The organism is Micromonospora sp. CA-248089 (genome assembly GCF_050948515.1).
In the GTDB taxonomy this organism is placed as follows: Bacteria; Actinomycetota; Actinomycetes; order Mycobacteriales; family Micromonosporaceae; genus Micromonospora.
Genome location: NZ_CP192016.1, coordinates 1,588,050 through 1,608,650, shown reverse-complemented (window position 1 = coordinate 1,608,650; position 20,601 = coordinate 1,588,050). Strand labels below are relative to the sequence as shown.

19 protein-coding genes and 1 pseudogene are annotated in these 20,601 nt (G+C 72.6%); 7 read left to right on the top strand and 13 right to left on the bottom strand.

What is annotated here, in order from left to right:
• Positions 1-106 precede the first annotated feature (106 nt).
• The 4 genes from ACQP26_RS07890 (at position 107) to ACQP26_RS07875 (ending at position 3,456) form a co-directional block, all read left to right on the top strand.
• Complete coding sequence (locus ACQP26_RS07890; RefSeq protein WP_269701264.1) at positions 107-862, top strand: amino acid ABC transporter ATP-binding protein; 756 nt, start codon at positions 107-109, stop codon at positions 860-862.
• A gap of 50 nt (positions 863-912) precedes the next feature.
• Positions 913-1,848 carry a glutamate ABC transporter substrate-binding protein gene (locus tag ACQP26_RS07885; protein WP_269701266.1) on the top strand — a complete coding sequence of 312 codons (936 nt, stop codon included), beginning with the start codon at positions 913-915 and terminating at the stop codon, positions 1,846-1,848.
• Positions 1,849-1,927: 79 nt separating this feature from the next.
• Entirely contained in the window at positions 1,928-2,584 is a 657-nt protein-coding gene (locus ACQP26_RS07880; protein WP_194802967.1) for an amino acid ABC transporter permease, read from the top strand.
• The gene (locus ACQP26_RS07875) at positions 2,581-3,456 is read left to right on the top strand and encodes an amino acid ABC transporter permease (RefSeq protein WP_269701268.1); all 876 of its coding nucleotides are present in this window, start codon (positions 2,581-2,583) and stop codon (positions 3,454-3,456) included. Before ACQP26_RS07880 ends, ACQP26_RS07875 begins: the two co-directional genes overlap by 4 nt.
• A gap of 76 nt (positions 3,457-3,532) precedes the next feature.
• Here the strand turns inward: ACQP26_RS07875 and rny are convergent, their stop codons facing one another.
• From rny to ACQP26_RS07835, 8 genes and pseudogenes are all read right to left on the bottom strand, one after another.
• The gene (gene rny, locus ACQP26_RS07870) at positions 3,533-5,299 is read right to left on the bottom strand and encodes a ribonuclease Y (RefSeq protein WP_269701270.1); all 1,767 of its coding nucleotides are present in this window, start codon (positions 5,297-5,299) and stop codon (positions 3,533-3,535) included.
• 812 nt (positions 5,300-6,111) lie between these two features.
• Entirely contained in the window at positions 6,112-6,816 is a 705-nt protein-coding gene (locus ACQP26_RS07865; RefSeq protein WP_433495320.1) for a 3-keto-5-aminohexanoate cleavage protein, read from the bottom strand.
• Between the two features lie 51 nt (positions 6,817-6,867).
• Positions 6,868-7,560 (bottom strand): regulatory protein RecX, encoded by a 693-nt coding sequence (locus ACQP26_RS07860; RefSeq protein WP_433495319.1) that lies wholly within the window; start codon positions 7,558-7,560, stop codon positions 6,868-6,870.
• An 11-nt stretch (positions 7,561-7,571) separates the two neighbouring features.
• Complete coding sequence (gene recA, locus ACQP26_RS07855) at positions 7,572-8,621, bottom strand: recombinase RecA (protein WP_013284729.1); 1,050 nt, start codon at positions 8,619-8,621, stop codon at positions 7,572-7,574.
• 185 nt (positions 8,622-8,806) lie between these two features.
• Positions 8,807-9,007, bottom strand: coding sequence for a DUF3046 domain-containing protein (locus ACQP26_RS07850; RefSeq protein WP_030504158.1), 201 nt, complete (start codon positions 9,005-9,007; stop codon positions 8,807-8,809).
• Positions 8,998-10,310: pseudogene (locus ACQP26_RS07845) on the bottom strand (MFS transporter). The gene ACQP26_RS07850 and the pseudogene ACQP26_RS07845 overlap by 10 nt, the downstream one beginning before the upstream one ends.
• Before the next feature lie 68 nt (positions 10,311-10,378).
• Complete coding sequence (locus tag ACQP26_RS07840; protein ID WP_269701279.1) at positions 10,379-11,521, bottom strand: acyl-CoA dehydrogenase family protein; 1,143 nt, start codon at positions 11,519-11,521, stop codon at positions 10,379-10,381.
• 20 nt (positions 11,522-11,541) lie between these two features.
• Complete coding sequence (locus tag ACQP26_RS07835) at positions 11,542-12,006, bottom strand: hypothetical protein (protein ID WP_433495318.1); 465 nt, start codon at positions 12,004-12,006, stop codon at positions 11,542-11,544.
• A 148-nt stretch (positions 12,007-12,154) separates the two neighbouring features.
• On the opposite strand from ACQP26_RS07835, the gene ACQP26_RS07830 reads away from it, so the two are divergent.
• On the top strand, positions 12,155-12,805 hold the full coding sequence (locus tag ACQP26_RS07830; RefSeq protein WP_269701283.1) for a 4a-hydroxytetrahydrobiopterin dehydratase: 651 nt from the start codon (positions 12,155-12,157) through the stop codon (positions 12,803-12,805).
• 1 nt (position 12,806) lies between these two features.
• Here ACQP26_RS07830 and ACQP26_RS07825 read toward each other — a convergent pair whose 3' ends face one another.
• Entirely contained in the window at positions 12,807-13,505 is a 699-nt protein-coding gene (locus ACQP26_RS07825) for a UdgX family uracil-DNA binding protein (RefSeq protein ID WP_433495317.1), read from the bottom strand.
• 80 nt (positions 13,506-13,585) lie between these two features.
• Positions 13,586-14,923, bottom strand: a complete 1,338-nt coding sequence (locus ACQP26_RS07820) for an aminotransferase class I/II-fold pyridoxal phosphate-dependent enzyme (RefSeq protein WP_281578688.1) — start codon at positions 14,921-14,923, stop codon at positions 13,586-13,588.
• 38 nt (positions 14,924-14,961) lie between these two features.
• On the opposite strand from ACQP26_RS07820, the gene ACQP26_RS07815 reads away from it, so the two are divergent.
• Positions 14,962-16,209, top strand: a complete 1,248-nt coding sequence (locus ACQP26_RS07815) for a bifunctional pyridoxamine 5'-phosphate oxidase family protein/GNAT family N-acetyltransferase (protein WP_433495316.1) — start codon at positions 14,962-14,964, stop codon at positions 16,207-16,209.
• Positions 16,206-16,868, top strand: coding sequence for a leucine efflux protein LeuE (leuE, locus tag ACQP26_RS07810; protein WP_269701287.1), 663 nt, complete (start codon positions 16,206-16,208; stop codon positions 16,866-16,868). The genes ACQP26_RS07815 and leuE overlap by 4 nt, the downstream gene beginning before the upstream one ends.
• A gap of 75 nt (positions 16,869-16,943) precedes the next feature.
• Here leuE and ACQP26_RS07805 read toward each other — a convergent pair whose 3' ends face one another.
• The 3 genes from ACQP26_RS07805 to ACQP26_RS07795 form a co-directional block, all read right to left on the bottom strand.
• On the bottom strand, positions 16,944-17,873 hold the full coding sequence (locus tag ACQP26_RS07805; protein ID WP_269701288.1) for a sporulation protein: 930 nt from the start codon (positions 17,871-17,873) through the stop codon (positions 16,944-16,946).
• A 148-nt stretch (positions 17,874-18,021) separates the two neighbouring features.
• Positions 18,022-19,086 carry a hemolysin family protein gene (locus ACQP26_RS07800; protein ID WP_269701291.1) on the bottom strand — a complete coding sequence of 355 codons (1,065 nt, stop codon included), beginning with the start codon at positions 19,084-19,086 and terminating at the stop codon, positions 18,022-18,024.
• Positions 19,083-20,438 carry a hemolysin family protein gene (locus ACQP26_RS07795; protein WP_269701292.1) on the bottom strand — a complete coding sequence of 452 codons (1,356 nt, stop codon included), beginning with the start codon at positions 20,436-20,438 and terminating at the stop codon, positions 19,083-19,085. The genes ACQP26_RS07800 and ACQP26_RS07795 overlap by 4 nt, the downstream gene beginning before the upstream one ends.
• Between the last annotated feature and the right edge of the window lie 163 nt (positions 20,439-20,601).

Sequence of the window (20,601 nt, the reverse complement as noted above, 5' to 3'; positions counted from 1 at the left end):
TACCGCTCCGTGACCAACTGAGTTGCGTTCCGCCATGTCACCCCGCCTACAGTTGCCCAACCGGGGGTCGACCGACCCCCGAATTCCGCCATGGACGACAGGGACGGTGGACGACGTGACGACGGGCGACCCGCTGATCGTGCTCGACGGGGTCAACAAGTGGTTCGGGCCGCTGCACGTGCTCGACGACGTGTCCCTCTCCGTCGGCCGGGGCGAGGTGGTCGTCGTGATCGGCCCGTCCGGCTCCGGCAAGTCGACGCTGTGCCGCACCATCAACCGGCTGGAGCCCATCGACAAGGGCACCATCACGTTCGACGGGCAGCCGCTGCCGGCCGAGGGCAAGCCCCTGGCCAAGCTGCGCAGCGAGGTCGGCATGGTGTTCCAGTCGTTCAACCTCTTCGCGCACAAGACCATCCTGGAGAACGTCACGCTGGGGCCGGTCAAGGTCCGCAGGGAGAAGCCGGCCGCCGCCCGTGAGCGTGGCCTGGCCCTGCTGGACCGTGTCGGCATCGCCAACCAGGCGGACAAGTACCCGGCGCAGCTCTCCGGCGGCCAGCAGCAGCGGGCGGCGATCGCCCGCGCGCTGGCCATGCAGCCCAAGGCGATGCTGTTCGACGAGCCGACGAGCGCGCTGGACCCGGAGATGGTCGGCGAGGTGCTCGACGTGATGACGTCGCTGGCCCGTGAGGGCATGACCATGGTCGTGGTCACCCACGAGATGGGCTTCGCCCGGCACGCGGCCAACCGGGTCATCTTCATGGCCGACGGCAAGCTGGTCGAGGACGCGCCGCCGGCCGAGTTCTTCGCGAACCCGCGCAGCGAGCGGGCCAAGGACTTCCTCTCCAAGATCCTCACCCACTGAGCGCCCGTAGTGGAGTCGTCCCGTCGACTCCGTCGAAGAAGGAGATGAATATGCGTTACAAGCGCGTGGCGGCGATGGCCATGATGGCCTCGCTCGCCCTGACCGCGGCCGCCTGCGGCAAGGAGGGGGACCCCGCCCCCAGCGGCGGCGGCAACGCCAGCGGTGGGGCGCAGGGCGACAGCTGCAGCAGCTCGGGCGTGACCTTCACCCCCAAGACGGACGCCAACGTCGCCGGCAGCCCGGCCTTCGAGAAGATCAAGTCGGCCGGCAAGGTCGTCATCGGCGTCAAGTTCGACCAGCCGAACCTCGGCTACAAGGACGCTCAGGGCAAGCGCTGCGGCTTCGACATCGAGATCGCCCAGTACGTCGCCAGCACGCTCGGCGTGGACCCGGCGAAGATCGAGTACAAGGAGATCGCGTCCGCCAACCGCGAGACCGCGATCAAGGGTGGCGAGATCGACTACTACGTCGGCACCTACTCGATCACCGACAAGCGCAAGAACGACGTCTCCTTCGCCGGCCCGTACTTCGTCGCCGGCCAGGACCTGCTGGTCCGCAAGGACGAGTCGTCGATCACCGGCAAGGACACGCTCAAGGGCAAGAAGGTCTGCTCGGCCACCGGCTCCACGCCGATCCAGAAGATCCGCGACGAGGGCCTGACCGAGGGCGAGAACATCGTCGAGTTCAAGACCTACTCCGAGTGCGTCTCGCAGCTGCTCGACAAGAAGGTCGACGCGGTGACCACCGACGACGCCATCCTCAAGGGCTACGCCGCGCAGAACCCGGACGAGCTCAAGGTCGTCGGCCAGCCGTTCAGCACCGAGAAGTACGGCATCGGCCTGCCCAAGGACGACAAGGCCCTGCGTGACTACGTGAACGACCAGATCGAGGCGTCGTTCACCGACGGCACCTGGAAGAAGATCTACGACGGCACGCTCGGCAAGTCCGGCTCGCCGGCCACCCCGCCGCAGCTCGAGCGGTACTGACGGTCCGCACCGACGTCGGACCGGGCGGGGAGGTCCTTCCTCCCCGCCCGGTCCCGTCTGGAGAGAGTGAGAGCGAGGTATGGGCGAGTTCTTCCGCGTCCTGACGGACAACGCGAGCCTGTTCCGCGAGGGGTTCTTCAACACCGTCAAGCTGTTCCTGATCGCCGGCGTCGGCAGTCTCGTCCTCGGCATGCTGCTCGGCGCGATGCGGGTGTCCCCGGTGCCCGCGCTGCGGGCGTTCGGCGCCACCTACGTCAACCTGGTACGCAACACTCCCCTGACGCTGGTGTTCGCGTTCCTCGTCTTCGCGGTGCCGAAGCTGGACGTCAACATCGACTACTTCAACAGCGCCTGCATCGCGCTGATCGCGTACACATCGGCGTTCATCTGCGAGGTGGTCCGCTCCGGCGTGAACACCGTCGCCACCGGCCAGGCCGAGGCGGCCCGCGCGCTGGGCATGACGTTCGCCCAGGTGCTGACGCTGATCGTGCTGCCGCAGGCGCTGCGGGCCATGGTCCCGCCCATGATGAGCGTGCTCATCGCCATGTTGAAGAACACCACGATCGCCGCCGGCTTCTCCGTGCTGGAAGCAGGCGCCATCCCGGCGTACATGTCGGAACGGGGTGAGCCGCAGTTCATCGTGCTCACCTGGATCGTCATCGGCTTCCTGATCCTGATCATCCCGCTGGTGGTGCTCCAGCGGATCCTCGAGCGCAAGTGGGCGGTGGCCCGATGAGCAGCAGCAGCGTCCTCTACGACATCCCCGGCCCCAAGGCCCGGATGCGCAACCGGATCCTCGGCATCGTCTCGATCGCGGCGATCGTCGCGCTGATCGCGTTCGTGGTCTACAAGTTCAACCAGACCGGCCAGTTCGAGGCCCGCAAGTGGGAACAGTTCCAGTACGCGGCCGTGCAGCGGGAGCTGCTGAACGGCCTCTGGGCCACGCTGAAGGTCGCCGCCGTCGCCACCGTGCTGGCGCTGCTGTTCGGCGCGTTCTTCGCCAGCGCCCGGCTCAGCGACAAGGTGCTGTTCCGCGCTCCCGCCACATTCGTGGTGGAGCTGTTCCGCGCCATCCCGCTGCTGATCCTGATCTTCTTCGGCTACTACGTGCCGCTGCAGTACGGCTGGCCGATCGACAAGTTCTGGGCGCTGGTCATCGGGTTGACGCTGTACAACGGCTCGGTGCTGGCGGAGATCTTCCGCGCCGGCATCAACGCCGTGCCGTACGGGCAGTCCGAGGGCGCGTACGCGATCGGCATGCGCAAGAACCAAGTGCTCCGGCTGATCCTGCTGCCGCAGGCGTTCCGGTCGATGCTCCCGGCGATCGTGAGCCAGCTCGTCGTCCTGCTCAAGGACACCGCGCTCGGCTTCATCATCACGTACCCGGAGCTGCTCTTCGTGGGCAAGCAGATCGGCGGCCGGCTGGCGTTCGGCCTGCCGTACGTGCCGACGTACCTGATCGTCGCGGCCATCTACATCAGCATCTGCGGCCTGCTGTCGGTGCTGGCCTGGTGGTTGCAGAAGCGGCTGACCCGGCTCCCGCGCACCGCGGCCAAGCCGGTGGTGTCCACGCAGACCGACGGCGGCACCGGCGCCACGCCGCTGTGAGCTGACGGCGTCCGGCGGACACGCAACGGGCGGGTGGGGAACTCCCCACCCGCCCGTTCTCCGTTGTCCGCGCCGCTCAGCGGGCGATCTCGGTGACCCGCGACTCGCGCACCACTGTGACCCGGATCTGACCCGGATAGGTCAGCTCCTCCTCGATCTGCTTGGCCACGTCCCGGGCCAGCACCGCCGCGCCGATGTCGTCCACGTCGTCCGGCTTGACCATCACCCGGATCTCCCGGCCCGCCTGCATGGCGAAGACCTTCTCCACGCCCAGCTTGCCGGCCGCGATCTCCTCGATCCGCTCCAGCCGCTTGACGTACGCCTCGAGGCTCTCCCGCCGCGCGCCCGGCCGCCCGCCCGAGCAGGCGTCAGACGCCTGGGTGAGCACCGCCTCGATGGTCTGCGGCGGCACCTCGTTGTGGTGCGCCTCGATGGCGTGCACCACGTCCTCGCTCTCGCCGTACTTGCGAGCCACGTCCGCGCCGATGATCGCGTGACTGCCCTCCACCTCGTGGGTGAGCGCCTTGCCGATGTCGTGCAGGAACGCGCACCGCTTGATGGTCGGCACGTCCAGCCGCAGCTCGGCGGCCATCACCCCGGCGATGTGCGCGCTCTCCACCAGATGCTTGAGGACGTTCTGCCCGTACGACGTGCGGTAGCGCAACCGGCCCAGCAGCGTGACCAGCTCCGGGTGGATCTCGGTGATGCCGACCTCGACCAGCGCGTCCTCCGCGGCCCGCAGGCACAGCTCCTCCACCTCCTGCCGGGCCAGGTCGTAGACCTCCTCGATCCGGTGCGGGTGGATCCGGCCGTCGAGCACCAGCTTCTCCAGCGTGACCCGGCCGACCTCGCGGCGTACCGGGTCGAAGCAGGACAGCAGCACCGCCTCGGGGGTGTCGTCGATGATCAGGTTGACGCCGGTGACCGACTCGAAGGCGCGGATGTTGCGCCCCTCCCGGCCGATGATGCGACCCTTCATCTCGTCGCCGGGCAGGTGCAGCACGCTGACCACGCTCTCCGCGGTCTGCTCGCTGGCGACCCGCTGGATCGCGTCCACCACGATGTTGCGGGCGCGCTGCTCGGCGCTGCCCCGGGCGTCCGCCTCGATCTCCCGGACGAGCAGCGCGGCCTCCCGCTTGGCCTGCCCCTCGATCGACTCGACCAGCTCGGCACGGGCCGCGTCGGCGGTCAGCCCGGCCACCCGCTCCAGCTCCCGGCGGCGCTGCTCCTCCACCTCGGTCAGCTTCCGCTCGCGCTCGGCCAGGGCGGCCTCCCGGGCGGCCAGCGCCGCGGTGGCGGCGGTGAGCTGCCGCTCCCGCTCGGCCAGCCGCTCCACCTCCTCGGTGTGCAGCCGCTCCCGCTCGTCCATCCTGGCGGCGCGACGTTCCACCTCCGCCGCCTGCTCCCGGGTGGTGGCGGCCAGCACCGCCACCTCGCGCTCGCCGCTGCGCCGCGCGGCGGTACGCAGCTGCTCGGCGTCCGCCTCGGCCTGCTTGTGCGCGCGCTCCAGCACCGTGTCGGCCTCGGCGCGGGCGTCGTCGAGCACCCGCCGCGCCTCCGCCCGGGCGGACTTCGCCTCCGCCTTCGCGGCGGCCGCCTCGGCCCGGGCCGCGGAGGCGGCGGACTTCGCCACGTCGATGGTGCTGTTCACCTCGTCGGCGGCCGTCCGCAACGCCGCGAGGGACTGCTCCTGCCGGTCCTTCTCCGCGATGAACGCCGGGTCCTCCGGCGCGGGTGCCAGGCTGAGCCGCTTGAGGGTACGCACGCCGAACAGCACGGCGCCGACCACCACCACGACGAGCAGCAGCACGACCACGAGGAGGACGACGTCGAAGGCGCTCATCGAGCCGCTCCGCACCGGTACGCGGACACGCCCGTCCGCGATGCTCTGGTGGCCTGCCCGGCGTCGCCGTTCCGCCCCGCTCCGCCGGCCCGCCCGGCGGCAGCGGCCCGCCCGGCGTCGCCGTTCCGCCCCGCTGCGGCGGCCCGTCGGGGCTTCGTCGCCGGGCTGTCGCCCACCGATGAGGGGTCGGGGCCGTGTGGCAGACCGCCGCTGAACCTGTGCCGCCCTGCCATGGCCGCCTCCCCGTGAACGTCGGCGCCGCAGGACACGCGCGAAGGACACGCGCCTGCGGCTTCTGGACGCCCGACCGGAGCGGCTGGCTGTGGGCAGCTTTCCGTCGGCAGTGTCCCGTGCGGGGCACCGCTGACGGCCGGTTGCAGTTGTCGGAGGCTCCGGTGGCTCCGGAGCGCCCGTCAAGGGCCGGTGTAGCTGGCCAAAGTGATGCTGTTCTGTTACGAGATCTATGTTGTGCGCTTAGCCTGCGCTGGTCGGGCAAAGTGAGCCTGTATGGCGAGGCTAGGTCGCGAGGGGCCGTTCGGTCAAGGAGTCATGATCAAACCACCCGGACGGAGAGAAGTTACGGCGTCACTCACTGGTGATCAGATGCCGGACAGGCCAGGACAAACCCCGCCCCTCGGTGCCGCTCCCGACCTGCTCACGCCCCCTCCCCCATCGACGCCGCCCGCCCTCTCCCCGCACGATCATGAGGTTGACGGGCTCGATCATGAAGTTGGCCTGGACAAACCGGATGGGAAATGCCGTCAACTTCATGGTCAACGGGGCTGGAGTGGGCGGGACCGGGGCCGGGTGGGTCAGCGGGTGGCGGCGGTTAGGGCTGTGGTTACCAAGGTGGCGTTGTCGGGGGCCTGGGTGCCGTCGGGCAGCAGCAGCGTGTCCTCCAGGCCGATGCGGGTGTGCAGGCCCCGCCGGACCGCCTCGGCGTACACCGGCCAGGTGGCCGGCCCCTCCCCGTGCAGCAGCACCGATGGGCACTCTGCGGGCAGCGCGGCGAGGATCGCCGCGGCGTCGGCGAGTGCCGTCGTGACCTGCTCGGCCATGCACTCGACGAGGATTCGCCCGGTGGGCGCGGACCAGCGGCGCCAGGCGTCGACAGCAGCCAGGGTCCACAGGCCCGCCTCGACCATCACGCCGCGCTCGTGCAGTGCGGCGGCGACCTCGGCCGCCCCCGGTTCGTGGGCGTTGACCGAGGCGAAGTCGGGCAGCACCGTCCAGGCGCGGACGGCGGCGATCCGCTCGGCCGGATCGGGAACGATCCAGGCGCCGGTGCTCACGCCGACCGGCAGGCCGGGACGGGCGGCCCGGACGGCGGTGACCGCCGCGGCGATCACCGCCGGGTCGAGTGACTCGGCGCCGGTGTCGTCGCGCGGGTGCACGTGCACCGCCGCCACCCCGGCGGCCGCGCAGCGTACGGCGTCAGCCGCCAGTTCGGCCGCGGTGAGCGGCACCGCGGGGTGCTCGTCGCGGCGTCGTGTGCCGTTGAGACACGCCTTCAGCACGGTGGTGCGCCTCTCCTCGGGACGGCAGCCGCGACGAGCGCTGCCGATCGGTCAGTCGAGCCGGCGGGAGTCCAGGTCGTTCTCGGCGTCGGCCATCGCGTCGGCGTCGATGTGCTCGGCGAACTCGGCCGCCTCGGCGCTCTGCGCGGCCAGCGCGTCCTTCACCGCCCGGATCGCGACCCCGGCCGGGTAGCCCTTGCGTGCCAGCATGCCGACCAGGCGGCGGAACACCGCGTCCGGCTCGCCCCTCGCGCTGCGCAGCTTGCGCTCCACCAGGGCGCGGGCGGTCTCCGCCTCGGTCTCCTCGTCTAGCCCGTCCAGGGCCGCGCCGGCCACCTCGCCGTCGACGCCACGCTGACGCAGCTCGTTGGCGAGCGCCCGGCGGGCCAGCCCACGGCCGTTGTGCCGGCTGCTCACCCAGGCGCGGGCGAAGGCCGCGTCGTCGACGATGCCCACCTCGTCGTAGCGGTCGAGGACCTGCTCGGCGACCTCCTCGGAGATGCCCCGGCGCGCCAGCGCACCGGCCAGCTCGGCCCGGGTGCGCGGGCGGACCGCGAGCTGCCGCAGGCAGATCTCCCGGGCCAGCTCGGCCTCGTCGCGCGGCGGAGCCGGAGCCTCCCCTGCATCGGGCTCCGCCGCGCGATCACGGCGCCCCCGGCGAGGCCGGGGCGTACCTGTGGCGTCGCCCGTACGGGGTGGACCGGCATCCCAGCCCCGGCCCGTACGGGCGCGTCGTCCTGCCACGGATCAGCGGATCAGAAGTCGACCGGCGGCAGTTCCGGGCCACCGGCGGCGTCACCGGCACCACCGGTGCCGACGCCGAGCTTCTCCAGGATCTTCTTCTCGATCTCGGCCGCGACGTCCGGGTTCTCGCGGAGGAACTCGCGGGCCTTCTCCTTGCCCTGACCGAGCTGGTCGCCGTCGTAGGTGTACCAGGCGCCGGACTTGCGGATGATCGCCTGCTCCACGCCGACGTCGATCAGCGAGCCCTCGCGGGAGATGCCCTTGCCGTACATGATGTCGAACTCGGCCTGCTTGAACGGTGCGGCGACCTTGTTCTTCACGACCTTGACCCGGGTGCGGTTACCGACCACGTCGGTGCCGTCCTTGAGGCTCTCGATGCGGCGCACGTCGAGCCGGACCGAGGCGTAGAACTTCAGCGCGCGACCACCGGTGGTGGTCTCCGGACTGCCGAACATCACGCCGATCTTCTCGCGGAGCTGGTTGATGAAGATCGCGGTGGTGCCGGTGTTGTTGAGCACGCCGGTGATCTTCCGCAGCGCCTGGCTCATCAGCCGGGCCTGGAGACCGACGTGGCTGTCGCCCATCTCGCCCTCGATCTCGGCGCGCGGCACCAGGGCCGCCACCGAGTCGATGACGATGATGTCGATCGCGCCGGAGCGGACCAGCATGTCGGCGATCTCCAGCGCCTGCTCGCCGGTGTCCGGCTGGGAGACCAGCAGGGCGTCGGTGTCGACGCCGAGTGCCCGCGCGTACTCCGGGTCGAGCGCGTGCTCCGCGTCGATGAACGCGGCGATGCCGCCGGCGCGCTGGGCGTTCGCGACCGCGTGCAGCGCGACGGTGGTCTTACCGCTGGACTCCGGACCGTAGATCTCGACCACCCGGCCGCGGGGCAGACCGCCCACGCCGAGCGCCACGTCGAGCGCGATGGAGCCGGTCGGGATGACAGCCGTCTGCACGACGGGCCGCTCCCCCAGCCGCATCACCGAACCCTTGCCGAATTGCTTGTCGATCTGAGCGAGAGCAAGGTCGAGCGCCTTCTCCCGGTCAGGCCCTGCTGCCATCGTTGCCACCCCTGCCTTCGCCGGCGTCTTTCCTGAGCTTCGCGTCACGCGGGACACGCTAGGCGCTGGGTCCGACAGAAAACCAGCCGACGGGCCGTGAGCTGTGGACGAGCACCCCGCTGTGGACAATAGCCGAACAGGTGTACGACTGGGCAAGCGACACGCGGGATCGATGAAAAGGCTGCTCAGCGTAGTCGGGCGGGCACCCGGTCCGGGTACGCGGCCACCACGGCACGCCACACCACGTGCGTTTGCTCACCGGCCGCAAGCGCCTGCTCGATGGTCCGCCCACCGAGCTGGGACAGCACCTGGTCCCTGGCGATGCTGGCCGCGTAGCCGGGCCCGAACGCCTCCTCCAGCCGCGTCCAGAAGTCGGTCAGCCGCACGTGTTCAGTCCTCCTCGTCGAGTGGCGCCGCGCCGGGACGGCGCAGCGCCAGCGCCACCAGCGGCACCACCGCGATCGCCGCCAGCAGGGTGAGCGTCGGGTACCCCACGGCCCGCATGACGAACCCGCTCGCCGCTGCCGCGCCCGCTCCGGCCAGCCCCATGAGCAGGTCGGACAGGCCCTGCACACCGGGCCGGTCGGCGGTCGGCACCGACTCCGACAGCAGCGTCGAGCCCGCCACCATCGTGCCCGACCAGCCCAGCCCGAGCAGCGTCAGCCCCACCGACAGCAGCGGTGTGCTGTGCCCTGCGGTGCCGGAGACCGCGCACGCGGCCAGCAGCAGGGCCACCCCGCCGAGGATCACCGGCCGCCGGCCGAACCGGTCGGTGAGCCAGCCCACCACCGGCGACAGCGCGTACATGCCGGCGATGTGCAGGCTCAGCACCAGGCCGACCACGGGAAGCACGTCCGCGTCGGAGTGCCACTCGCCGAGGTGCACCGGGGTCATCGACATGACAGCGACCATCACCAGGTGCCCCACCGCGACCGCGGCGATGCCGAGGCGGGCGGCCGGCCGCCCGCGTACCGTGCGCCACGCGGCGACCATGCCACCGCGGCGGGTGACCGCCGGTGCGGCGCCCGGTGCCGGCTCGGCCGCCGTCAGCCGGCGCGCGGTGAGCAGCGGATCCGGCCGGAGCAGGACCAGGAGTACGACGGCGGTGAGCGTGAACGCGACGGCGCTGAAGGCGAACGGGCCGGCCAGCGCCGGCAGGCCCCAGCCCCGGGTGGTGTCGTCGGCGAGCGCGGCGAAGTTCGGCGCGGCCACCGCGCCGATGGTGGTGGCCCACACGACCAGCGAGAGCTGCCGCCCCCGGCGCTGCGGCTCGGCCAGGTCCACCGCCGTGTAGCGGGCCTGGAGGTTGGCCGCCGTGCCGCCGCCGAACAGCAGCATGCCGACGAAGAGCAACGGCACCAGGCGCGTCGCGGTGGCGACCACCACCAGCACGCCGCCGACCGCGCCGACCGCGTACGCGAGGACCAGCCCCGGCCGCCGGCCACGCGCGGCCATGAGCCGGGTGACCGGGATGGCGAGCAGCGCGGCGCCGACCACCCCGGCGCTCTGCGCCAGCCCGGCCAGGGCGGTGCCGGCCACCCGGGCGGCGAGCAGCGCGCCGACCGAGATGCCGATGGTGACGCCGATGCCGCCGATGATCTGGGTGAGGAACAGCAGCCGGACGGTACGCCGCTGGATGCCGGCGACGTCGGGCCGAGGCGGGGCCGGCGCGGTCAGGTCGGTGGACATGCGCGCTCCTGGTGGGGACGGGTGCCCCATCTTCCCGCACCGGCCCGCCCGGCGGGCACCCGGTTTCGCTACAGGCCGAGGCCCCGGCCGATGATCTCCTTCATGATCTCGGTGGTGCCGCCGTAGATGGTCTGCACCCGGCTGTCCAGCCACGCCTTCGCCACCGGGTACTCCGCCATGAAGCCGTAGCCGCCGTGCAGCTGCACGCACCGGTCGGCAACCTTGGTCTGCAGCTCGGTGGTCCACCACTTGGCCTTCGCCGCGTCGGTCACCGAGAGGCGGCCCGCGTTGAACTCGGCGATGCAGTGGTTGACGAACGTCCGCGCGATGGTGACCTCGGTGTCCAGCTCGGCCAGCAGGAACCGGTTGTGCTGGAACCGGCCGATCGGCCGCCCGAACGCCTCGCGGGAGCGGGCGTACTCGATGGTGAGCGCGAGCAGCTTCTCGCAGGCCGCCACCGCGGCGACGGCGATGCTCAGCCGTTCCCGGGGCAGGTTGGCCATCAGGTGGTAGAAGCCGTGGTTCTCGGTGCCGATCAGGTTCTCCGCCGGCACCCGGCAGTCGTCGAAGAACAGCTCGGCGGTGTCGTTGGCCTTCAGGCCGACCTTGGCGAGCCGGCGGCCCCGGCTGAAGCCCGGCGTGCCGCTCTCCACCACGACCAGGCTCACCCCGTGGGCGCCCTGGTCCGGCGCGGTCTTGACCACCACGACCACGAGGTCGGCCATCTCACCGTTGGTGATGAACGTCTTCTGCCCGTTGAGGACCAGGCTGTCGCCGTCGCGCACCGCGCTGGTGCGGATGCCCGCCAGGTCGCTGCCCGCGCCTGGCTCGCTCATCGCGATCGCGGTGACCAGGTCGCCGGAGCAGAAGCCCGGCAACCACCGCTTGCGCTGGTCGCCGGTGGTCAGCTCGGTCAGGTACGGCGCGACCACGTCGTTGTGCAGGCCGAACCCGAGACCCGAGCACCCGGACGCGACGATCTCCTCGTCCAGCACCGCGTTGAACCGGAAGTCGTGCTGCCCGCCGCCGCCGTACTCCGGGTCGACGTCGGGGCCGAGCAGCCCGGCCGCGCCGGCGGCCCGCCAGACCTCCCGGTCGACGATCCCGTCGGCCTCCCAGCGTTCGTGGTGCGGCACCGCCTCCCGGGCGAGGAACCGGCGGCACAGGTCGCGGAACTCGTCGTGGACGGGTTCGTAGAGATGCTGCTCCATGGCGGCAAGTGTGGCACCGCTCAGCCGCCCCGGACAGGGGCGAGCGCCGCTCGCAGCCGGCGCTCCCGGCGGCCGGTACGGACGGCCTCGGCCAGCACCGCGACCAGCACGATGCCGAACCCGGCGGCGGCGAGCTCCCACCCGACGCGGAGCGCGAGCACGATCAGCGGGCCGAGCAGCGCCATGCCCCCGGCGGCCCCGAACAGCGCGCCCCGGCGCACCGCGGAGAGGTTGTCCGCCACCGCCGCACGCCCCGCCTCGGCGGCGGGCGGCTCGCCGCGGCTCAGTGCGGTCTCGGTGACCGCCCAGGCGGCGACCCTGTCCGCCTCGGCGGGGCGCGGCTTTCCGAACCGGCTCAGCGTGAAGAAGAACGCCAATCCCCAGATCACCGCGTTCAGGCCGGCACGAACCACTGCGATTTCCACGGACCCGTCCTGCTCCTCCCAGAGCCGGACGGGCAGCCAGAGGAGGCCGGCGATCAGCATGGACACCACGTAGGGGCCAGGAGAACCCAGCCTGAGCAGCGACACACGAGGTCGGGAGTCCGCCATACCGGGGCCGTACCCCCGCGTGCCGCCCGACAATCTTCTGTGGACGGTGGCGGGCGGACGTGCGGCACGCCAGGATGGCCGGATGAGCACACTCACGGGGAAACAGGTCGCCGAGGCCGGGCTGGACGGGTGGACGTACCTGCTGGGGGCGTTGCAGACGCGCATCCATACCCCCGATTTCGCGGCCGGGCTGGCGCTGGTGGCCGCGGTGGGCGCGGAGGCCGAGCGGGTCGATCATCATCCTGATCTTGACCTGCGCTACACCCATGTGGACGTCCGGCTGTGGTCGCACGACGCGGGCGGCGTCACCCAGCGTGACCTGCGGCTGGCCCGGTTCATCTCGGCGCTGGCCGCCGACGCCGGGCTGACCCTGTCGGCGGCCGGGCTGGCCCGCCTGGAACTCGCGCTGGACACCCCGGAGCACGCCGCGGTGCTGCCGTTCTGGCGGGCGGTCCTGGCCTGGCAGTCACCGGGCGGTCCGGACGACGACGAGGTACGCGACCCGGACGGCGTGCTGCCCACCGTCTGGTTCCAGCGCTCCGGGAGGGACGAGCCCCGGCAGCGGTGGCATCCGGACGTGTGGGTCGACCCGGCCGAGGTGGAGGCGCGCATCGCCGCCGCACTGGCGGCGGGCGGGACGCTCGTCAGCGACGCGGAGGCGCCGAGCTTCTGGGTGCTCGCCGACCCGGACGGCAACCGGGTCTGCCTCTGCACCTGGCAGCAGCGCTCCTGACTCAGCGCAGGGCCTTGGCGGCCACCTTCAGGTCGGCGACCAGGCCCTCGTACGCGACGTCCTGGTTGTCGGCGCGCAGCACCGCCGACGGGTGGATGGTGGCGAGCAGCCGGGCCGCCGGGGCGTCGGCGACCGCGCCCGTCCGGTCCACCGGCACGCGCTCGAAGTCCTCCGGGTGCTGTGCGGCGGCGGGCCAGGGCAGCAGCTCACCGCGCTGCTTCGTCACCCGGAAGCTCGGGCCGAGCAGTGCCTTGGCGGCTGTCGCGCCGAGCACCACCACGATCTCCGGACGCAGCCGGGCGAACTCGGCGACCAGCCAGGGCCGGCAGGCGGTGACGTGCACGCGGTCCGGGGTCTGGTGGATGCGCCGTTTGCCGCGCAGCTCGAACCGGAAGTGCTTCACCGCGTTGGTCAGGTAGATCTGGGCGGGGTCGAGCGCCGCGTCGTCGACGGCCTTGCGCAGCAGCCGCCCGGCCGGGCCGACGAACGGCAGTCCCTTCTGGTCCTCGATGTCGCCCGGCTGCTCGCCGACGAAGACCAAGCGGGCGTGTTCGTCACCGCGCCCGAAGACGGTCTGGGTGGCGTCCCGGTACAGCTCGCAGCCCCGGCAGCCGGTCGCCGCGGCGCGCAGTTCGTCGATGGTGTCCGCCGACGGCGGGATGAACTCCTGCGCTCCGGGTGCGCTCTCGGTCTCGGCCATGCCGATCGTTCTACCCCGTCCGGCGGCGCGCACGCGAGCGGCCCGCCGCGCTGCCGTGAGGTGTCAAGAAGGGGCCCTTCCTATACCGAATGCGTTAACAGGGGGCCCTTCCTTCCAGCAGCCAGGGCGTCGGCGAGCGCGGGGATGTCCGCCTCGTCCAGCGCGCTCACCGAGACGCGCACGGCGGGTGCGGCGGCGATCCGGTACAGGCCGCCGGGGGCGAGCGACCACCCGGCGTCGCGCAGCGTCGTGATCGCCACCGTCTCGTCGGGCACCGGCACCCAGACGTTGATCCCGGTACGCCCGTGCGCGGTCGTCCCGCGCGCGGCGAGCGCGGCCACCAGCCCGTCGCGCCGCCGGTCGTAGCTGTCCGCCGCGCGCCCCACCAGCTCGGCGGTCGCCGGGTCACGCCAGAGCGACACGACCAGCCGTTGCAGCACTGTGGAGACCCAGCCGGCGCCGACCTGGGCCCGTCCGGCCACCCGCGCCACCGTGGCCTCGTCGCCGGCCAGCACCGCGAGCCGCAGGTCGGGCCCGTAGGGCTTGCTCACCGACCGGACGAAGGCCCACGCCGGTGTCGCCCCGGCGAGCGGGTGCAGGGGTACGCGGGCCAGCTCGGCGGCGTGGTCGTCCTCGATCAGCAGCAGGTCGGCCCGGCCGGCGAGCAGCGTCCGCAGCGCGTCGGCCCGGTCGGCGGAGACGGCCGCGCCGGTCGGGTTCTGCGCCCGGCTGGTCACCACCAGCGCTCGAACCCCGGCGGCGAGCGCCGCCCGGACTCCGCCGACGGTGGGGCCCTCGTCGTCCACCGGCACCCCGACGGTACGCAGCCCGAGCGCGGCGATCAGGTCGAGCAGGTTGGCCCAGCCCGGGTCCTCAACCGCCACCGCGTCGCCGGGGCGCAGGTGGGCGGCGAGCAGCCGTTCGATGCCGTCGAGCGCGCCGCCGGTGACGGTGAGCTCGCCGGCCGGCACCCCGTCCGCCGCGAGCCGCTCACGGGCCAGGGCGGCCAGGTCCGGCAGCACGGCGTCGGTCGCGTACCCGCCGGGGGGTCCGATCTCGGCGGCGACCGCGGCCAGGTGCGGCCCGAGCGGGGGCAGCAGCCGGGGGTCGGGCTGGCCGGTGGAGAGGTCGCGGCCACCGGCGAGCGCCGGGGGCAGCAGCGCGGCGCGGCGGGCGGCGACCGGCGGGCGGGGGCGGACCCGGGTGCCGTGCCGGCCGGCGGTGGCGACCAGGCCGCGTTGGCGCAGTTCCTGGTACGCCTTCGACACGGTGGCCGGGCTGATGCCCAGGTCGGCGGCGAGCGCGCGGACCGCGGGCAGGAGGTCTCCCGGGGCGAGGTCACCGGTGCGGACGCCGGATTCGACGCTTGCCGAAATCGCCGCCGAGGTGGAGCCGGTGATCTGATAATGTGCTGCCACAGTTCGGAGATTGTACTAGAACAAAGGTGGGATGTCACGTGTACGCCCCGACCGAACGCACCACTGCCACCCGCACCCGCGACCGGATGCACTACGACCGGGCCACCGCGCACGCGCTGCTCGACGAGGCGTACCACTGCGCGCTGTCGTTCACCGTGAACGGCGAGCCGCGCGTCCTGCCGACCCTGCACGTCCGCATCGGCGAGACGCTCTACCTGCACGGGTCCACCGGCAGCCGGCCGCTGCTGGCCGCCCGGGGCGAGGCCGGACTGCCGGTCTGCGTCGCCGTCACCCACCTCGACGGGCTGGTCTACGCCCGCTCCCAGTTCCACCACAGCGCCAACTACCGGTCCGTGGTGGCCCACGGCACCGCCCGGCTGGTCGAGGATGCCGGCGAGAAGGCCGCGGTGATGACCGCGCTGGTGGAGAAGGTGGCCGCCGGCCGGTCCGCCGACAGCCGCCCGCCGAACCGGCGCGAACTGGCCGAGACGGCCGTGCTGGCGCTGCCGCTGCGGGAGGTGTCGGTACGGCTGCGCACCGGCGGCGTCAACGACGAGCCGGCCGACGAGACGCTGCCGTACTGGGCCGGTGTGGTGCCGCTGCGCCTCACGCCGGGCCGCCCCGAACCCGCTCCCGGGGTGAACGCGCCGGTGCCGGCGTACCTGCGGGCGGCCCGCTCGCCGTGGCACGAGCCGGCGGTGCTGCGCGGCGAGCACGTCGTCCTGGAACCGCTCGACCCCGCCCACGCCGACGAGCTGTACGCCGCGACCGCCGACCCGGAGGTGTGGCGGCACCTGGGCGGTACGCAGCCCGCCGACGCCGCCGAGATGCGCGACGTGGTCGCCACGTACCTGGACGCGCAGGAGCGCGGCGAACAGGTGTGCTGGGTGCAGCGCTGCGCCGTCACCGGCGCGGTGATCGGCACGACCTCCTACTACGAGATCGACCCGGTCCGCCGGTCGGTGGCGATCGGCTACACCTGGCTGGGCCGCCCGTGGTGGCGTACCGGCGTCAACACCGAGGCGAAGCTGCTGCTGCTGGGCCGGGCCTTCGACGACCTGGACGCGGTACGCGTCGTGTGGCACACCGACATCCGCAACGACCGCTCGCAGCGGGCGATCGAACGGCTCGGCGCGAGCCGGGAGGGCGTGCTGCGGCAGCACCGGCAGCGCGCCGACGGCTCCTGGCGGGACACCGTCCTGTACTCGATGCTCGCGCAGGAGTGGCCGAACGCACAGGTCAGCCTGCGGGAAAGGCTTCGCCCGGCGGCACCCGCGGCGTCATGATGTCCGGCGTGCTGGGGATCACCGACATCTGGACGTACGTGCTGGGCACCGTGGCGATCGTGCTGCTGCCCGGCCCGAACTCGATCTTCGTGCTGGCCACCGCCGCCCGCCGGGGCGTGGCCACCGGTTACCGGGCCGCCGCCGGGGTGTTCGTCGGCGACGCGGTGCTGATGGTGCTCTCCGCCGCCGGGGTGGCCTCGCTGCTCCAGGCGTATCCCCCGCTCTACCTGGTGATCAAGTACGCCGGCGCGGCGTACCTCGGGTATCTGGGGCTGGCCATGCTGCGCGGCGCGTGGCGGCGCTGGCGCGACCGCAACGACCCGGCCACGCCGCGCCTGATCGACGAGGTGGAGCCGGCGGACCAGCGGGAGCCGTTCCGGCGGGCGCTGGTGATCAGCCTGCTCAACCCGAAGGCGATCCTGTTCTTCGTCTCGTTCTTCATCCAGTTCGTCGACCCCGGGTACGCGTGGCCGGCGCTGTCGTTCCTGCTGCTCGGGTTGATCGCCCAGGTCGCCAGCGCGCTCTACCTGACCGTGCTGATCTTCACCGGCACGTACCTGGCGGCGCAGTTCCGGCAGCGCCGGCGGCTCGCCGCGAGCGGCACCACGGCGGTGGCGGTGCTGTTCCTCGGCTTCAGCCTCAAGCTCGCCGCCGGCTGAGCGGGTAAGGAAGGGCCCCTTCTTAACGCCTCCGGTAGAGGAGGGGCCCCTTCTTAACAACGCACACGCACGCGCTCACGTCCCGTCGCCGCCTCCGCCACCACCGCCGATGCCCGCGCCGCCGGCCGTACCCCCGAGCCCGTAACCCGGCGCGACCGGCCGGTCCGGCGGGCGGCTGACGTGTGCCGACTCGCGGATCGTGGCCGACCAGTCGGCGTGCGCGGCGGCGGCCGCGTGCCTGTCGATGGCGTGCCGCAGCCAGCCGTCCACGGTGGCCACCCAGTCCCGCTGGTCGGCCCCGGCGTGCCACACGCGGAACCGGCTGATGCTCTGGTGGGTGATCCCGGCCAGGGAGAGCCGCCGGTCCACCCAGAGCAGCACCTCCATGCCGGCCGAGTCGGTCAGCATGATCACTTCGAGTTCGGTCATCGGGCCGGCGTAGAGCGGCGCGGCCCAGAACCCGTACCACTGCTGGAACGGCAACGTCTGCTCCACGCCCGGCAGCCGTCCCTCGCGCAGCCCGGCCTGCCGGATCGCGAAGCCGAGCGTGTCCAGCGCGGCGAGCACGTGCTCCTGGGTGGGCAGCGGGTGAATCAGCACCGGCACCATCGCGCCCTGGTCCACCTCCGGGTCCACCGACACCTCGGTGCGCAGCCCGGTACGCAGGCTCAGCAGCGGCACCCCGCCGTACGTGGTCACCGGTGACTCCCAGGGCAGCGGCACGGCGAAGTCGACGGCCCGCCGCCGTCCGGCCGGCACCACGAACCGTCCCGCGATCGTCCACGTCCGGAACTGCACCAGGCGGCGCGGCGCCTCCGGGTCCTCCGGCTCGACCTGGGTGACCAGCCCGAGCCGGATGTGCCGGACCGGGACGTCCGAGCCGCCGGCGGCGAGCGTCACCCGGCCCGGCAGACGCAGCCCCGGCCGGGTGCTCGGGTTGGGCACCGTGGTGCTCACCGACAGCCCGGTCCAGGCGGAGTCCCTGGACACGCCGGTCAACCGCATGCCGGGGCTTTCCCGCTGCCGGACCGGCCATGCCCGCCCGCACCGGTGGCCGGCCCACCGGACCGGACACCGGCACCGGTCCGCCGGAACGACGCCGGCCCGGCGAGGTGGGGACTCCACCTCGCCGGGCCGGCCGGGATCACGACGGTCAGCGCATCCGGCGGCCTCGCGGCACCGGGTCGGTCTCGTCGTCGAACTCGCCGATGACCTCCTCCAGGAGGTCCTCCAGCGCGACGAACCCGATGGGCCGGGTCGGCCCGCCACCGTTGCTCACCAGCGCGAGCTGCGCCTGCTGCGCCCGCATGGCGGCCACCGCCTCGGTCACCGACGCCTCGGCCGGCAGCGTGAAGGCGTTGGTCATCAGCTCCTCCGCGGTCGCCGGGCGGCCGGTGGTGACGGCACGCACCGCCTCGCGTACGTGCACCAGGCCGCACACCTCGCCGCCGGTGTCGACGACGGCGAGCCGGGACCGGCCGCTGTCGCGGGAGACGTACTCGATCCGCTCGGCGGTCTCGCCCCGGCCCACCGTGACGATCCGGTCGAACGGCTCCATCACCTGCGCGACGGTGGTGCCCTGCAGCTCCAGCATGCTGGTCAGCAGCTGGTGCTGCTCGGCACCGAGCAGCCCGTGTTCCCGGGACTGCTCCAGCAGGATGCGCAGCTCGTCCGGGCCGTGCACCTGGGCGAGCTGGTCCTGCTGCTGCACCCCGAACAGGCGCAGCATCGCGTTCGCCAGCCCGTTGAGCAGGGACAGCACCGGCCGGGCGATCCGGGCGAACGCCCGGAACGGCAGCGCCAGCAGCACCGCCGAACGCTCCGCGTCGGTGATCGCCCACGACTTCGGGGCCATCTCGCCGACCACCAGGTGCAGGAATGTCACCAGCGACAGCGCGAACACCAGCGCGATCACGTGACTGACCGCCGCCGGCAGGCCGACCGCGTGCAGCAGCGGGCTGAGCAGGTGCTCGATGGCCGGTTCGGCCAGCGCGCCCAGACCCAGGGTGCACAGCGTGATGCCGAGCTGTGCGCCGGCCAGCATCAGGCTCAGCTCGCGGACGCCGTCCAGCGCCGCGCGGGCCGCCCGGCCGCCACCGGCAGCCGCCTGTTCGAGGCGGTACCGCTTGGACGCGACGAGCGCGAACTCGGCGGCCACGAAGAACCCGTTGAGCGCCAGCAGCACCACGGAGAAGAACAACGCGAACCCGGGGCTCATGCGGAACCCTCCCCGGTCACGTCGGCGGTCGGCCGCAGCCGCACCGAGTCGGCCACGTGCCGGTCCACCGCCAGCACCTCGACCAGCACCCGCGGGCCGCCGGCCGGTTCGTCGCCGTCCGTGGCGACCGGGATCTCCAGCCGGTCACCGACCTCGGGCACCCGGCCCAGCTCCCGCATCACCAGACCGGAGAGCGTGTCGTACTCGGGCGCCTCGGGCAGCTCGATGCCGGTGCTGTCGGCGACCTCGTCGATGCGCCAGCGCGCCGGGACCACCCAGGAGCCGTCCTCCTGCCGGGCCGCGGCCCGGTCCGGTGGGTCGTCCTCGTCGCGGATCGGCCCGACCAGCTCCTCGGCGAGATCCTCCAGCGTGATCACGCCGGCGAAGCCGCCGTACTCGTCGACCACGCAGGCGAGCTGCCGGTGCCCGGACCGCAGGCGGTCCAGCACCGTCGGCAGCGGCAGCGTCTCGGGCACCAGCAACGGGGGTACGGCCACCGCGCCGACCCGGGTCGTCGCGCGCTCCGCCGGGGGCACCCCGAGCACGTCGGCGATGCCGACCACACCGACCAGGTCGTCGACGCCCTCGGCGCCGCTCACCGGGAACCGGGAGTGGCCGGTGTCGAGCAGCTCGACGATCCGGCTGACCGGCTCGTCGGCCCGGATGGTGTGCACGTCGACGCGCGGCACCATCGCCTCCCCGGCGGTCAGCTCCCGGAAGTCCAGACCCCGGTCCAGCAGGTCGGACATCTCGGCGTCGAGGTGCCCCTCCTCCCGGGACTCGGCGATGATCTGTTCCAGGTCCTGCGGGGTGGCGCCGCTGGGCAGCTCCTCGATCGGCTCGATGCCGATGCGGCGGAGCAGCCGTACGGCGGCCCGGTCGAAGAGCGTGATCAGCGGACCGGCGATCTTCAGATACATCAGGGTGGACCGGGCCAGCGCCCGGGCGAGCGGTTCGGCCCGCGCGATGGCCAGGTTCTTCGGGGCCAGCTCACCCAGGACCATCTGCACGACGGTGGCGATGACCAGTGCGAGCGCCACCGACAGCGGCAGCGTGACCCCGCTGGACAGCCCGGCCAGGCCGAGCAGGTCGGCCAGCCCGGCGCCGAGGAACGGCTCGGCGACGTAACCGACGAGCAGGGCGGTCACGGTGATGCCGAGCTGGGCGCCGGACAGCATGAAGGAGAGCCGCCCGGTCACCTCCAGGGCCCGGGCCGCGGCACGGTCGCCACCGTCGGCGAGCTGCTTGAGCTTGCCACGGTCCACGGCGACGTAGCCGAACTCCTGGGCCACGAAGTAACCGGTGGCGGCGGTGAGGACGGTGATGAGAAGGAGACCGACGAGGATCAACACGGGAGGTTCAGTGCTCCCGGGGTCGTCGGGGAGGGAATTCGCCGGGTATTACCCGGCCGGCTACTGCTGCCCTCCGGGGCAGGAGAGTCGATCATGCGACCCATTTTATCGGTACCCGCTGGACGTTCGCTGAGGGTGCCGGGAAGCCTCCCGCACGTCCGGT